This window comes from Propionispora hippei DSM 15287, from assembly GCF_900141835.1.
Lineage (GTDB): Bacteria > Bacillota > Negativicutes > Propionisporales > Propionisporaceae > Propionispora > Propionispora hippei.
In genome coordinates, this window is record NZ_FQZD01000014.1 from 60,344 (window position 1) to 73,720 (window position 13,377).

Genomic DNA, 13,377 nt, shown 5'->3' on the forward strand with positions numbered 1-13,377 from the left:
AGCTCGCATTCAATTATTTGTAAAGTGTTTAATCAATAAATATAATAATTATTTTTAGTGTTATACAGGCATTATAAAAGAGACATAGCGTATTTAATGTATTTGAAATAATAATTTACACAAATAAAAATAGCCGAGGCATAAAGCCCCGGCTATCCGCAGTAATTCGTACTACCACTAAAATGGTTCACCACTCAACCACATTGTAAAGAATCGTTACTCCGTCTGGGCGGCAGCCGTCGAAGTGTACCAAACCTTCGGCACGCCCTTGCTCGTAGCCAATCGTTGGATATGCTCTGCCGTCAACCGCTGTTACTCCGGCCTTTATTCGGTGATCTTTGCGCAGGTTGATTTTGTATACGTCAACTTTTTGTTGGTCTGCCGGAAGCGCCTGCCCGGTCTCGTCCTGCGTTATCGGCGTTACAACTGTCCTGTCAGTCTGTTCAATCGCTGCTGCCGGAAGCGTCGTGTCTCCGGCAGTGATCCGCTGTTGCACATCATCCGCCGCTGCCTGCACTGTCGGGGCTGTTACGTGGAACGTGATGCTTGGCTTAACCGTGCTACCTGCTGCTTGAATCTGACCAATCTTGTCAGCAAGCATCGTAGCGTTATCGGTGCTGATCTGTAGCTTGTCCTGCAATCCTTTGATACTCTGCTCCTGCTCCTGTGTCACCTGCTGGGCTTCGTGCAGTATCTCCTGCTGCCGCTGCTGCCAACGGAAAAACCATAATGCCCCGCCGATAACAAGCAGGGTAACAATGAGTAGCGTCAGCAATTTCTTCCAATTCTTTTCTATGTATTCCATTTCATCCTCCCTCATCATACAGAAAAAATCCCCAGCGCCTCAAAAGAAGCACCGGGGATTCATCATAAAACAATCAAGCCGTAACCTGCTCCGGCGTTGTAGCGGCTGCGTCCTGCGTATCAGCAGGAATGGCCGCCGTTTCTTTTTCTGCCATCTTATCAATCAGCTTTTCAGATACCCAGAAAGCGATGCTGATTACGCCCGGAATGAATACGCCATCGCGGAACTTAACCCAGCCGGATTCTGCTGCTGCGTCCTCTTTCAGCTTCGCCGTGAATGGGTCAGCTACTTCTTTCAATGCTGGCAGAACAACATCACGAATACCCGTGATGATTGCGTCCTTCACATCACCGCTCAAGAGTTCCTCCGCTGCTGCCTGTACCTGATTTTTAAATTCTTCCATAGTCATTTGAAATTCCTCCATTTCATTTTCTCAATTAACATTTTACAAACAAGTCAAATCCCAATTTCACATTTTAGATTCTCACTTATTATCTTCCTGCTGCCTGTACCAATTTGCTTTCCCGCGGATGATGTCGCCGCCCCGGCTGCCGTCGGTCGCGTCCGGGTTGTAGGACGGGCTTTCGTCGGTGCCGAGATACTCAAGGTCTCCCCGCGTGTCTCCGTCGCCGTAACTGTCATTCCACCAAGCATAGGGATTGTGGTAGCCGGTCTCGCCGTCCTCATTGTTCGCGGCTTCGCCGTGCGTCAAAACGCATTCCTTGCTGATCGTCAGCCACAAGCCATCTGCCAAGGCACAAACAACCTGTGCCATAGCCTCAATCTGTGCAGCCGTCGGCGGTTCGTTGCCAAGGGACTGTGATCCCGAACCTACCCCGCAAGCCAAGGCAACGCCAATAGCTCCGGTGTTACGCTTCCACGTATGGTTCTTGACTTCGCTCAAATCGTCGGTACTAACATAGATGCTGCCGTCAGCGTCGATATTGACGTGATAATCAGAAAAAAACTGGCCGTAATGACCGGCGCTCCAATGCAGATAAATCTTTGGCACGCGGTCGTATGATCCGGCTGCGTCCCAAATAGACTGCCGGGCCTGCTCTGCCATAGATTTTAATTCTGCAATCGTAACTTTCCTCATTCGGATTCCCCCTCCTTAGTCTTTCGCTTTTCGGGCAGGTGCTTCCCACCCATATAGCCGACTAAGCCGCTTCCCAGTGACATAGCCAACTCGTTCATCCCAAGAAATATAGCAGATACTAGGGCTATCACAAGCCCCAATCCTACTATCATCTCCGTATTGATTATTCTCTCCAACATAATCACCTCAACAAAGCCACGCCAGCGCTAATGATGGCAGATACAATCGTAGCCATAATAGCTGCCTTCTGCATCGCTCGCCTATCACGCTCTTTCTCTCGCTCGTCTATGCTATCAAGACGGTGGGTATTACTTTTTGAGCGGCTGTCTACAGCAGCCAACCGCTCGCCGAACTGGCGAATGTAGTCGATGGACTGTTGGATATACTGGATCTGCGTCTCAATCTTTGATAGCCTCTCTGAAAGAGAAACGCGAAATTCTTGATCGTCCATCGTGCTTCCTCCCCGCATCAGATGTATCTGTAGTAATCGCTGTAGTGCTGCCCGTAGTTGTCTGCCAGCTTGTCTCCCATGAAGTCCTGCACGTCTGTACGGTACTTCTCCGGCACGGATTCAACCGTGCGGCTGCCTCTCGTAATGACCGCAGCGTAAATGCGGAGCAAAGGCCAATTACGCGTGGTAGTGGTTGTGGTTGTGGTAGTAGTCGTTTCTGCCATTATTTTGCACCCCCTTCCATGAGACTAAGAACCTGCGCCTGCAGGTCTTCAATCTCCTGATCTTTCTTATTGACCTTTTCGGTCAGAGCAACAATAGTATCTTGAGCGTCAGAAAGATTCCTAGTAGTGTCTTTCTTCTCCTGCTTCGCCCGGCGGCGGACGGCGTTGCTGTTCTGTGTAAACATATCAATTCCCCCTTATTCATTGAAGATGCAGGCCAAAGATTCGAGGTAATTCGTCCGTGCTGCCCAATCGTAAGATACGGCCAGCGAATCGCCTTTAGAACCAGTAACCAGAAGCACATCGGTGTTATCCTTGTACTTCCATACGGCCGTTGCCGGTGTAACAACAATCGTTTCCGGCTTCGCGTGGTGCGCCAGCTTAAAGCTCTGCTGCTCACCGGTTGCCGTGCCAAGAGCAACATTTTTTTCAGTGCCGGTATTCTGCTTGAGCGATACCTTGACTGTCCCTACGCTGCCCTTCGGATCTGCGTCCTTCGTGGCGACGTAGTCGTACTGATCGTCAACCAAAGAATTATCGTTCTTGTCCGGGTACTGCGTATCATGTGTCATAGGCACAAAGGTTTCGGCGCTCCAACCGTGGATATAGTCCGTCGTAACTGTCTCGCCCTTCGGTGCGGTGTAAGTTACCTGTCCGTCGGTCGGGCTGTATGAGTAGTCAGCGGCGTTCTGCACCGTGCCGTCAAAGTAAAGCGCGAACCCATGAGAAGCAAGGTTATCTGTATGCGCCAGTTTGACTGTATGCTGCGCTCCGTCGCCGGTACCCAGCACTTCGCCTGTCACGTAGGAAGGCGGCTCCCGCAGCGATACAAAGGCCGAAATCTCCGTATCTTGCACAATCGGGTGCTTAACCATCAGATGAGCGCGGCCAATCGTATTGACGAAATCATAGGTCTTGGTGATACATACGCCGGTACCCTCACTGAATACCGCCACGTTATCAGTCCGGTGCTTGATGCTGACGCTGTTTATCTTCGCGATACTGGTTCCGGGCGTAGGTGCATTCAGAACCGCCTTGAACTTGACCGCTTTTGCGGTTGCCGCCGGGCTGGTGACAAACTTCGTATAGTCTGCATAGGCTCCCCACGTTCCGCCTGCGTCCTGAATAGATGCAAGCAGAGAAACGGTGCCACCTGATACCTCGGTCTTGCTTACGTCAATACTCAATATTTCCACGGCTCCGTCGCTCTCTGAAAGAGTGATCGCGTCGCTCTCCACTGTTTCCTGCGTTACCGTGCTGCCGGTCGCGCCGGAAATCTTGATGGACGTGATGGAAGGCGAAGCCGTGGCCGTGTCCCCCATCGAAATAGCTACGGCGAAATTGACCGTATTCCCCGCCATCGGTGCCAGTGCCGTGCTGGTGAGTGCCTCCAATTCAGCCTTCGTGTTTCCCTCCGTCAGAAGCGTTGCCGCCGTCATATCCTGCGTGGTGAGGTCTTTCCATGCGCTGGTGCTGGTATCGTACTTTTTGTACGTCCCATCATCAACCTTCACCCCGAATCGCATATCGCAGCCGGTTGGAATGTCTGCCGTTATCGCGATCCCCGTTACCGTGGAAAAAGACGAGCAATCGCGCTGACTGGCAGTCGTAGTCTTGATAAGTGCTGTTCTTGCCATTTATTTATTCCCCTTTCTTAGCACAAGCCAGCGCAGCGTAGAGGCCGCTGTCTTATGTGCTTTACAGTGTTTTGTGTAACCCAAAAAGGACGCTACGCGGGAGCGCACGTCCTCAATACTGGCCTTTCCGTGCCTGTACTTATAAGACAGGCCTTTGAATCTGATCTTCGCTGCTTTGATGTTCCTTTTTCGCGGCAGTATACGGGACTTGAAAGTCCTGTAGCCGGCAAAATCAACTCCATGATTGGCCGGGAAAATAGCTGTTTTGGGATTGAGCTTCAGCTTAAGATGGCATTCAATGAACCACTTCACATCAGCAAGAATGCTTTTCAGCTCCGCCTTATTCGTCGAAACAAATATGAAATCGTCCATGTATCGCAGGTACATCTTCGCCCGTATGCACTCTTTCGCAAAGTGATCGAGCGGGTCAAGATATATGTTGGCGCATAGCTGGCTCGTTAGCGCTCCTATTGGCAACCCCTTTTCAGTATCGCCATTGAAACCGTCAATAAGTCTGTCCCATGCCTCCAGCAATCTCTTGTCGCTTATCGTCCTCCTGATCTGCCGCTTTAGCACATCATGGTCGATGGATGGATAGTATTTCGATATATCGCATTGAAGAACATAAACATGGTCGCCTTGCCTCGCTGCCCGTCGGATGAACCGTTGTAGACGTGCCACCGCTTTATGAGTTCCTTTGCCATCTCGGCAAGCGTAACTGTCATAGATGAATTTCTTCTCAAAAAGTGGTTTCACGATGCGCACCAGTGCATGATGAAATACCCGGTCTCGGAAGGTCGGCGCGTTTATGATCCTGCGTTTTACCTCCGTCCGGCACTCGAACTCATAATACTGTTGCGGCCGCCATTCTCCGGTGTTCAGCTCGAAAATCATCTGAAAGATGATCCTCTCAATCCGGCTACCTATGCTCATGATCTCCGCTTTATACCGTCGTCCTTTCCTTGCTTCAAGATACCCGCTGTAGATATTGTCGAAGTTGACAACCTTCTCCCAAAGATTATTGTATCTAACCAAATTGAATCCCCATTATAAAAATATTCCGTGCCGCCGCTTTTCATAGAGGCGCGGTTTTGGCTGTTATTTTCCCTTTTGTAGGATGGACGGCACTCCCAAATAAATAGGCGCTGGATGGAGGGCCGTAACCCTTCCACCTTCTGGCCGTGCGATTATTTGCGACGCGAAGGCCGATGTTCGTGTTGGAGTTCGACGACGTATTGTTGACGTTGAACACAAAAGCCCCATTCTGCGAGCCGTTGTCCCAGTTGCCGTTGAAAAAGTACCGCCCAAAATCATTATTTTTTTGCTGCTTTCTCTTTGTAGTATTTGACGAGGCCGCCAATGATGCGGCCTGCTTCGTCAAGACTTCTCATCCATTCGCCCAATTTTCCGTTGGATATGTACCCGAAGGTGTTTGCCTCTCGTACCAGCGTCCGTAGATATTCAACCTCAATGTCAATATCCTGCAACGTGGTCTTTTTGAAAAACTTCAATCGCAATCGGATGATATTGTGCATGGTTTCGTCAACAGCATTCTTGATCTCGGCGCACAACAAAAACCGCTCTTTTTTCGGAAATTGCATGAGCGCGTTGTGCGTGTATTGCTGTATCTCCTCAAATTTTGTCTGCAAAATAAGAGGGTTTCTTGCTCTGTCAAAATTGGTATGTTGCACCGCGATTTCCTTTCAGGCCGCCGCTATCGCGGCAGCCGCCAGCGTTCAGATTGTCAGGTTTCAGTCTCCATACTTTGCGACGCGAAGGCCGAGGCCCGCGTCGGGGTACGACGACGTATTGTAGACGCCGAACACAAAAGCCCCACACCGCGAGCCGTTGCCCCAGCAGCCGCTCTGATAAAGCACACAGTTAGCAGCTACCCAGCAATAATCGCTGAACGTACCATTACTCTCTGTGCCATCAGAAGAAACAGGAATGAAAACATCGTTGAGGTCAAAGTTGGTTCCACTGGCCTCCGAAACTTTCTTTATCCATCCGGCAGAAGGAACAACGCCAGTGCTTACATAGGTGCCGTCGCCGTTCTTTGAGAAGATCTGCAATATGGAGCTGGCATCCGTTCTGGCTCCGTCGGTATGTTCCCATACGTTTCCCCAGAACTCATGAATACCATGCCACTTTGCGGCCGTGTTGCCGGTGGCCACAGCGGCGCTGCTCGAAACATTGCCAGCGGCGATTGCTGTCTGCACATTCGGCGTGCCAAGCTCAATCATCATAAGCATAGAAATAGCTGCACGCTCATAGATCGTCTGCAGGTGCCAGCCGTACTGCTCGCTGCCGCTTGCTCCCGTGTTACGCGCTGCACAAGCAGAAATGGCGGCCGGATTGTCAATGCTCACCCAAGGTGTCTGTCCCGACTTGCTGCCAGCCTTGCCGCTACCTGCATTGTATGCCTCGTATGCTCCAATATAGAAACATGACATTTCAGCGCCATTATGGACGAACGCCGGGTGAACATGATAGCCAGTGCGCTGCCGGTCTGAAATCCACCAGCACTTTTTCCCGGCCTGTACTGCTCCTGCCGGTGCCAGCCCTACTTTGACGTAAAACTTAGGAATCTTAACCATTTCCTGACCGTCAATAGTGACTGTCTCAATCCCGGAGTACGGATAAATCTTTGCAAAATCAGTTGTCATTATAAGTTATCCCCTTCCTCGTCAACCTGCTTCCAAGTGCCGCTGCCGCCGCCCTCGGCTACGAGTGCGATACCTACAACCGCAGTACCAAGCACGAACTTGCCGTTCTCAAGGTCGGCACCGTCCACAGTGAAAGCATCAGCGTTATCAAAGGTAAGCGTGGTATCTAAATTCTTCGACGTATTGCTGCCGCTGAAACTATGGTTTGAATCCCATTCATCTGTCCGAACGTTGCCACCGCCATACGCTCTGCCGTTGTATATGGCCACGGATGAGCGATAGAGCTTTGCCCGGCCATCTGTGTACTGATTCTTGACCGTGCCGGTCAAAATAACGCGCTTTATGCTGCCGGAAACATTCAGGCTCTTGACCTGAACCTCCTCAATTTTCTCACCGTCTGTCAGCTGGTAGTGAGCGCCAATAATAAGGCCCTCGGCGCTGGTTACGTCGATAGAATCATCGCCGGAGACAACGGAAGTAACCGTGGCAACCGCCTGATCTATCTCATCAGCGCTGCCGTTGAACGTTTCAGCAATCATACCGTCATAGCCCTCCGGGGCCATGTTCTGTGCCTCAAGAGACAGCATGACGTTTGCCGTCAATCGTTCAAGATGATTGATCCGCGCTACGCTCTTTGAGAAATCAAGGCTTTTGATCTCCGCGATGAGCTTTTCATATTCATCAGTCCCCGGCTGTGCTGCCCGCAAAGCATCTACCATCTGCTTTAGGTATGCCGTCCGGTTTGTCAGCTCCTGCAGCGGCAGGTTAAGCACACCGCTAGGACCGCCAATAGCAAAATCGTTTGTCTCAAGCTGATATATTTTATCAGCATATTCGGCCGTCTCGGTCAGATGATTGATGTCATGCTGCACCGTACTCCCTTTCACGATTGGGCCGAATCCAATATAGCTGCCCTCATTCAATGCCATTAAATAACCCTCCTCTAAAAATGTAAAATCCAATATCCCTTGAGCTGTATATCGTTCTCTTTCTCAATCACGCCAGCCCTTACGCGGTGTGAGAACATAGTGCCGTCGGAACAGAACAACCCGAACTCATGAACCTTGAGGCCGTTGGCCTCATCTGTGTCTATGAAGAAATCGAATCGCACGTCCCGGCCGGTTACTGTCACATTTGAAAGCGGCAGTAAAATCTGATCTGTCAACGCAATGTCGGAAGCGTCCTCCGTCTCTGATCCGGAGCCAAGGCCAATCTGTGTGATGTGCTTGTTTGCCTTCGTACCCGCTGCCAGCTCGGCAAGACGAATCCTCCCAACATCTACGACCAGATTATGATCGTGAATTTCATCAATCAACCGGCCGCCTTTCAGCACATCAATATGGAACTCGCCCTTACAGGGTGCCACTGCATCTTGAAATTGAAGCAAGCTGAATCCCTCCTTCTATCTGTTTTGAGCCATCAAGCTGCCAAGAGCCGTCCAGCGAATTATTGAATCCGCCGCCTAGCTGCCAGCTGCCGTCCAGCTTGTGAACCTCGATTATTTCTATCCGGCCTCCAGCGTCCAGTGGGAAGTAATTTTCCTGCATCTGCCAAGAACCGTCAAGCGGCATAGAGCCGTCCAGCTTTGCGACGAAATGAGCTGCATCATCCTCAAACCCGCCAACAGAAACAGCTGCCGTCAGCCCTTCGCCCGGTGGTGATACGGTATCGTATAATGCTGGATGCGTTATGTCGTAAGGCGCATTCTTTTTCGGCCGCCGGTAGGAAAGTGACCCTTTCAAGCTGTCCGTATAGGTCTGCGTATGCAGTCTGATTCCTCCGCCGGAAAGGTCAAAATCTCCATTGAGCTGCATGGATCCGTCAAGAATATTGATGTCCCCACCGTCCAGCTGCCAAGAGCCATCCAGCTGATGGACAACATCAATCTCAATGCCACCGCCAAGGTCAACCGGTGCGGGCGCTTCCCCGAGTTGGTATTCACCATCAAGGGCAAAGCTGCCGTTGAGCTGTAAGGCCGTCGTGATCGGTTCCTCAAAACCTTTCGCGATATTTACCTCAACCGGCCCCAGCTCGTCAAAGTCATTGTCCAGCTGTACCGCATCAAGCGGTATGCCATTGAGCCTAAGAGAGCCGTCCAGCTGCCACGTCCCATCTAAGCAGACCGGCCCGGAAAGCTGCCAGCTTCCGTCCAATGTTTTGTGCCGTCCGTTATCTCCTAGCGGTACCGTGTCCTCAAAAATAAAGGTTGCGGATACGCTCATGTCCGCCAAATCATCATCGGTAAGCAGGTATGTATCGTCCAGCTCCCCGTTCATCAGCGTGTAGCGTATTGAGTAGCCAAGGTGCGCTGGCTTCGCCTCCTCCAACGCCTGCCGCATCTCTGCGCTCCATATCAAATCACCAAAAGGTATATCAATACGGAAATGGTACGTCCCCGGCAGTTCAATCACCCGGGCCGTCCGGTTATCTACAAATAGATTGATGATTGACTGAATCTGCAAAGGTGTCATTATGGCCGGTCGCTGCAGCTTCGCCTTGATCTGCGCTTTTCGCAGTGCCAGCGTGGCCCCTTCCTTCGGTGTCAGCCCTAGTTCCTGTTCCCAAAGCACTATGCCATCGGCACTGGCCGTATCGACGTAAAACTGCTGCAATATGTGTAGGATCGTTGCCCGAACCGCCACGACCTCATCGCTTTGCGAATTGATTATGTCGTTCATGATCTTGCTGTCCTGATAGTACCAAGGCAGCATTGCCATCATTTCAGCGCCGCGCTCATTCAGCATGGAGCGTCACCGTCCCCACTATGGCGACCTCATCCTCTTTCAAGGCAAGATTGCCTGTCTGCCCGTTGATTGTAAGCGAGCTATAATCTACTACGCCGGTCTGGTCTAGTATGATTGCTCCAATCCGCGAGTATCGTATTGTGCTGGTCTGAAAGGCCATCTTAGATAGATATGCTTCCAGCGCCGCCGCCAAGCTCTCCTGTATAGCAGATAGAGCCACACCGGCGCTCGTATTCATAACGATTGTCGCTTCAAGGTTCATGCTGACTGTTGAAGCCGGAACCACGGTAACGGTAGCTCCAATCGGTGCCATTCGGTCTCCGGTCGCTGCCGTCTCATTGATATAGGCCTGTACTGCCGCGACAATATCTACCGCTGCTGGCTTCTTGTCGGCCCCGAGGACAACAACTTTTACTGTTCCCTCACCATTCCATAGCGGTATGACATGGGCCTCTCCTACGCCATTTACGGAGGTCGCCCACTGCTTGTAGTCTGCCTTGTTCCCGGAAGTACCCGGATTCCTGACCTTCTCAAGGTATCGAGATAATAATGATTCAAGGCTTTCATCATCGGTTCCCCCCGTCGTTGCTGCCGGATTTGTCAAGCTGTAGACGTTCTTCCTTGCCGTTGCCAGCAATACAATACTTCCCGCTGAAACGTCTCCGGCCGCCCCGGCCGCCAATGCCTTGATTGGTATGTCGGTCTCGCCGCCGTCCGGGATAGTGATTGATTCGGTCGTCAGAAAGAATATTGACTTGATCCCCAAGTCTGCATCTGCCTCTGTCGCCAGCTTTAAGCCGCTGGGAACGACGGTCTTAGGCTTGCCGGTGATGTGTATGCTGCCCGTGGCGTATGTGGCCGCTTTACGGTATACGCCGTGTTCCTCCGCTCTCATCACGAGATAGTCAATATTTTCAGCATCAACTGTCTGCGCGAATCCGAGCTTCAAGGCTTTCTGCAGTGCCATCCGGATAAATACCATCTCAATAGCCACTGGGGAAAGGCTGTCCCAAACGTAGCTTCCTTCGGACTTGTCAACGGTATCAGTTACCTTTGCAAGCATTCTGCCCCGGATCGCCGCTTCCTGCGTGTCCGCATCTTTCAGATAATCAGGGTCGCTCATCATCTCACCACCTTCCGCCATATCGTCATGGCTTCACCAATCGTATTTGTAACCCGGCAAGAAAACATGATCCCGTCGGTCAACCACTGAAATTCAAATTCATCCACGTTGGCTGTCCGGGCATCGCACATCAGGCAGTCCTTCGTCATGCGCTTAATCTCTGATTCAATGACTGCGTGGGGCCTGCTCTTGCCTATCAAGGTATCAAGCTCCTCCCCGTAGTTATCACTGTATACCAGATAATTGAAGCGCTCTGTGCAAAGTGCCTTGACGCACCATTCTCCCCAAGCATCAGCGCCGGTTACGGTTTTCTGTTTGCCGGTCGGCGACAATATAAATTCGTGCTTCTCAAAGTCAAATTGTACCGTGCTGCCGTAGGTCGTCGCGTCGGACGCTGCTGTGTCTGTGTATGTCGCGTCTGCAACTCCCGTCGTCGGGAATAGTTCAGCCATCAGCCACCACCCCCGGGAACCACACGGCCAATCACGATAAAGCTCTGCCCGTGGTTTACCGGCGATACCAGAACCCTGTCCCCAACGTGCAGAGGCAGGAGCTGAACCGGTGTAATTACCGGGTGATTATGGCTGGCAAATTCAGCGTCTCCGCCGCCACCAGCCACATTTTCCGTATTCACGAAATCCGGTTCTGCCAATGTCAGATAGTGAAGGACACCGTATTGATGTATTACTGGCCCAAAATTATCGAGCTTCAACCCATCAGCAACGATAGTCCCCATTTCATTCTCTGCCCAAGACTGGGTTACGGCTTGCGCGGCGCGTTTTTGGGCTTGATCGTCCAATATTCCGGCCAATGCTTTATACGGATTTTTCTGCATGGTAAAACTTCCTTTTGATGTACTCAAGGGAAGCAAGCTCCATTTGCATCTTTCCCGGGCTGCCGCAAGTGTGCCGCACGCTTATGACGTACAGGCCATCCGGCCATCCCTCTACTAGAACCTTGTCTCCATTGCGTATCGTATTGATGTCAATGCTCTCGACCGTGACGGTCTCTTGTATGCCGCCGAGCATATTATTCGCTTTCTTGCTTGTCGTATCTGCGTCGGTGCCTTTTTTGTATTGCACGACTTTTTGTATCGTACCGTACTTATCGGTATCGGCGCTGGTCTCTGATTCTACCGGTGCCAGCTCACCTTCCGAGCCTTTGCCAAGGACTTTGACCTTTGTCACGGCACCATCAAGGGTTTGCTTTTGCGACACCGAAACCAGATTTACAGGGAACTCAAATACCCAAGGGTCCTTATTTGAACCAATCTCGAATAGCTCCAGACCGTCCGGCTGCATTCGTATCGTGTACAGCTTCCCGTCTTTTTCTGCCGTCTCTTTCAGCTGATCCTGCATGATGCTCCAAATAGATTTTGCCCGCACAACATCACGAGCAAGCCCCACTCCGGTATCAGGAATGCTCAACACAGGTATATTCCAGTCAGAGCATATCTGCTCTATGCGGCTGGCCGCTGTACTGCCCTCCTCAAAGAGGTACTGATCGTCTGATTTAGCCAAATAAATAAGGCGGTCGTATATGGTTAAATCCCAATTACGGCGCGCCTTATTGTCAATATTGAATGTCCAAACCACACCGGGCTGTATGAGGTAGGAATACTTGCTTTCCCCAAACCGGGTACCGCTTACCCTTATCTCCATTCCCGGCGTTATGACCGGCAGGCCGGTAAATTGGTTCCCCGGCACTGCCAGCTTGCACTTTGCGCAATATGCAATCTCACTAAGCCTATCCTCAAGGGACAAGCTCTGTATGCACTCACGCAAGAAATACTTATTCTGCAAAATCACATCGTACTTGCAAACTCCCGGCGTAATCATGGCAGTCTCACCGTCCCAGATGAAAGCCCGCTTTTCAGGTTGGCCGTAGCAATGGATCGCCAGCTTTCACCGTCTCCATAATGCTGCTTCGCAATCTTCCAAAGTCCTTCCTGCCCGCCGAATATTCCGGTTGAGGCAGGTACCTTTACCAAGCGCGGCCGCACCTTCAAATTTACCCGGCTGGCCGTCTTTTCCTCCGATTCCTTCCGTACTGCAATCTCGCGCCACTCTCGCAGCGTTACGCTGTAGTATATGTCGCCCGGTTCTCCACCGTGCTCATTGGATTCGTAGGAAGTAACAATAGCATTCATGTTGATGTCTTGCGCCCCAGTGATGATAAGCTGTATCGGGTCTTTCAACCCCTTTACAGGGTCATTGAATCGGCTCTGCCAAGCATTCATCACCGCATTAGCGCTGTCCGGCGTAACCATATTTGAGGTCGTACAGAACGTCGGCACATATTCAGCCGGGAAGAATGAAGAAAAGGAAACCTCTTTGAGCTTGTCGCCCGTCGTGAAGTCCAGTTCTCCAAGGTTTAAGATGTTCACTGTCTCCATCTTACGCCCCCATTTTACAGTGATTTTCTCCGGGTTGACCGGCAGCTGCAGGTCTGTACCGGTCTGCTGATCTGAAAGAAAGCAGAATACGGTATTTACCATAGTATCAATGCCAAGAGCCTCGTTTAGAAGTCCCCCGGCAATCTTCTCAAGGCTGCTGCCTTTTGACAGGCCGTCCAGTAATGCTGTTTTGGCCTGATATGTCGATATGCCAATTCCGCCAAACATATTTG

Annotated in this window: 18 protein-coding genes; all 18 read right to left on the reverse strand. The window is 51.1% G+C overall.

The genetic code is table 11. The features are described from left to right. Positions 1-187: 187 nt before the first annotated feature. The gene (locus F3H20_RS09900) at positions 188-805 is read right to left on the reverse strand and encodes a glycoprotease (protein WP_149734765.1); all 618 of its coding nucleotides are present in this window, start codon (positions 803-805) and stop codon (positions 188-190) included. Positions 806-878: 73 nt separating this feature from the next. After that, entirely contained in the window at positions 879-1,214 is a 336-nt protein-coding gene (locus tag F3H20_RS09905) for a prevent-host-death protein (RefSeq protein ID WP_149734766.1), read from the reverse strand. Positions 1,215-1,289: 75 nt separating this feature from the next. Beyond that, positions 1,290-1,904 (reverse strand): peptidoglycan recognition protein family protein, encoded by a 615-nt coding sequence (locus tag F3H20_RS09910; protein ID WP_149734767.1) that lies wholly within the window; start codon positions 1,902-1,904, stop codon positions 1,290-1,292. 181 nt (positions 1,905-2,085) lie between these two features. Further along, positions 2,086-2,355 carry a hypothetical protein gene (locus F3H20_RS09920; RefSeq protein WP_149734769.1) on the reverse strand — a complete coding sequence of 90 codons (270 nt, stop codon included), beginning with the start codon at positions 2,353-2,355 and terminating at the stop codon, positions 2,086-2,088. 17 nt (positions 2,356-2,372) lie between these two features. After that, on the reverse strand, positions 2,373-2,579 hold the full coding sequence (locus tag F3H20_RS09925; protein ID WP_149734770.1) for a CD1375 family protein: 207 nt from the start codon (positions 2,577-2,579) through the stop codon (positions 2,373-2,375). After that, entirely contained in the window at positions 2,579-2,764 is a 186-nt protein-coding gene (locus F3H20_RS09930) for a hypothetical protein (RefSeq protein ID WP_149734771.1), read from the reverse strand. Before F3H20_RS09930 ends, F3H20_RS09925 begins: the two co-directional genes overlap by 1 nt. Positions 2,765-2,776: 12 nt before the next feature. Next, entirely contained in the window at positions 2,777-4,216 is a 1,440-nt protein-coding gene (locus tag F3H20_RS09935; protein WP_149734772.1) for a hypothetical protein, read from the reverse strand. Beyond that, positions 4,217-5,251, reverse strand: a complete 1,035-nt coding sequence (locus F3H20_RS09940; protein ID WP_149734773.1) for a reverse transcriptase/maturase family protein — start codon at positions 5,249-5,251, stop codon at positions 4,217-4,219. Positions 5,252-5,529: 278 nt separating this feature from the next. Next, positions 5,530-5,907: a diversity-generating retroelement protein Avd gene (gene avd, locus F3H20_RS09945; RefSeq protein WP_188128269.1), complete on the reverse strand. Its 378-nt coding sequence runs from the start codon at positions 5,905-5,907 to the stop codon at positions 5,530-5,532. A 60-nt stretch (positions 5,908-5,967) separates the two neighbouring features. After that, positions 5,968-6,882 carry a hypothetical protein gene (locus tag F3H20_RS09950; protein ID WP_149734775.1) on the reverse strand — a complete coding sequence of 305 codons (915 nt, stop codon included), beginning with the start codon at positions 6,880-6,882 and terminating at the stop codon, positions 5,968-5,970. After that, positions 6,882-7,811, reverse strand: a complete 930-nt coding sequence (locus F3H20_RS09955) for a hypothetical protein (protein ID WP_149734776.1) — start codon at positions 7,809-7,811, stop codon at positions 6,882-6,884. Before F3H20_RS09955 ends, F3H20_RS09950 begins: the two co-directional genes overlap by 1 nt. A 14-nt stretch (positions 7,812-7,825) precedes the next feature. After that, on the reverse strand, positions 7,826-8,269 hold the full coding sequence (locus F3H20_RS09960) for a hypothetical protein (protein WP_149734777.1): 444 nt from the start codon (positions 8,267-8,269) through the stop codon (positions 7,826-7,828). Further along, a complete protein-coding gene (locus F3H20_RS09965; RefSeq protein ID WP_149734778.1) occupies positions 8,235-9,626 on the reverse strand; it encodes a putative phage tail protein in 1,392 nt (463 codons plus the stop codon). The genes F3H20_RS09960 and F3H20_RS09965 overlap by 35 nt, the downstream gene beginning before the upstream one ends. Then, positions 9,616-10,752, reverse strand: coding sequence for a baseplate J/gp47 family protein (locus tag F3H20_RS09970; RefSeq protein WP_188128271.1), 1,137 nt, complete (start codon positions 10,750-10,752; stop codon positions 9,616-9,618). Before F3H20_RS09970 ends, F3H20_RS09965 begins: the two co-directional genes overlap by 11 nt. After that, positions 10,749-11,201, reverse strand: a complete 453-nt coding sequence (locus tag F3H20_RS09975; protein ID WP_149734780.1) for a DUF2634 domain-containing protein — start codon at positions 11,199-11,201, stop codon at positions 10,749-10,751. Before F3H20_RS09975 ends, F3H20_RS09970 begins: the two co-directional genes overlap by 4 nt. After that, positions 11,201-11,584 carry a hypothetical protein gene (locus tag F3H20_RS09980; RefSeq protein ID WP_149734781.1) on the reverse strand — a complete coding sequence of 128 codons (384 nt, stop codon included), beginning with the start codon at positions 11,582-11,584 and terminating at the stop codon, positions 11,201-11,203. The genes F3H20_RS09975 and F3H20_RS09980 overlap by 1 nt, the downstream gene beginning before the upstream one ends. After that, positions 11,565-12,587, reverse strand: a complete 1,023-nt coding sequence (locus tag F3H20_RS09985; RefSeq protein WP_149734782.1) for an XkdQ/YqbQ family protein — start codon at positions 12,585-12,587, stop codon at positions 11,565-11,567. The genes F3H20_RS09980 and F3H20_RS09985 overlap by 20 nt, the downstream gene beginning before the upstream one ends. Continuing rightward, positions 12,584-13,372: a hypothetical protein gene (locus tag F3H20_RS09990; RefSeq protein WP_149734783.1), complete on the reverse strand. Its 789-nt coding sequence runs from the start codon at positions 13,370-13,372 to the stop codon at positions 12,584-12,586. Before F3H20_RS09990 ends, F3H20_RS09985 begins: the two co-directional genes overlap by 4 nt. Between the last annotated feature and the right edge of the window lie 5 nt (positions 13,373-13,377).

Coding starts and splice junctions, on each gene's coding strand:
- F3H20_RS09900 (WP_149734765.1), bottom strand. CDS start 805: ATGGAATACATAGAAAAGAATTGGAAGAAATTGCTGACGCTACTCATT.
- F3H20_RS09905 (WP_149734766.1), bottom strand. CDS start 1,214: ATGACTATGGAAGAATTTAAAAATCAGGTACAGGCAGCAGCGGAGGAA.
- F3H20_RS09910 (WP_149734767.1), bottom strand. CDS start 1,904: ATGAGGAAAGTTACGATTGCAGAATTAAAATCTATGGCAGAGCAGGCC.
- F3H20_RS09920 (WP_149734769.1), bottom strand. CDS start 2,355: ATGGACGATCAAGAATTTCGCGTTTCTCTTTCAGAGAGGCTATCAAAG.
- F3H20_RS09925 (WP_149734770.1), bottom strand. CDS start 2,579: ATGGCAGAAACGACTACTACCACAACCACAACCACTACCACGCGTAAT.
- F3H20_RS09930 (WP_149734771.1), bottom strand. CDS start 2,764: ATGTTTACACAGAACAGCAACGCCGTCCGCCGCCGGGCGAAGCAGGAG.
- F3H20_RS09935 (WP_149734772.1), bottom strand. CDS start 4,216: ATGGCAAGAACAGCACTTATCAAGACTACGACTGCCAGTCAGCGCGAT.
- F3H20_RS09950 (WP_149734775.1), bottom strand. CDS start 6,882: ATGACAACTGATTTTGCAAAGATTTATCCGTACTCCGGGATTGAGACA.
- F3H20_RS09955 (WP_149734776.1), bottom strand. CDS start 7,811: ATGGCATTGAATGAGGGCAGCTATATTGGATTCGGCCCAATCGTGAAA.
- F3H20_RS09965 (WP_149734778.1), bottom strand. CDS start 9,626: ATGCTGAATGAGCGCGGCGCTGAAATGATGGCAATGCTGCCTTGGTAC.
- F3H20_RS09970 (WP_188128271.1), bottom strand. CDS start 10,752: ATGATGAGCGACCCTGATTATCTGAAAGATGCGGACACGCAGGAAGCG.
- F3H20_RS09975 (WP_149734780.1), bottom strand. CDS start 11,201: ATGGCTGAACTATTCCCGACGACGGGAGTTGCAGACGCGACATACACA.
- F3H20_RS09980 (WP_149734781.1), bottom strand. CDS start 11,584: ATGCAGAAAAATCCGTATAAAGCATTGGCCGGAATATTGGACGATCAA.
- F3H20_RS09985 (WP_149734782.1), bottom strand. CDS start 12,587: ATGATTACGCCGGGAGTTTGCAAGTACGATGTGATTTTGCAGAATAAG.
- F3H20_RS09990 (WP_149734783.1), bottom strand. CDS start 13,372: ATGTTTGGCGGAATTGGCATATCGACATATCAGGCCAAAACAGCATTA.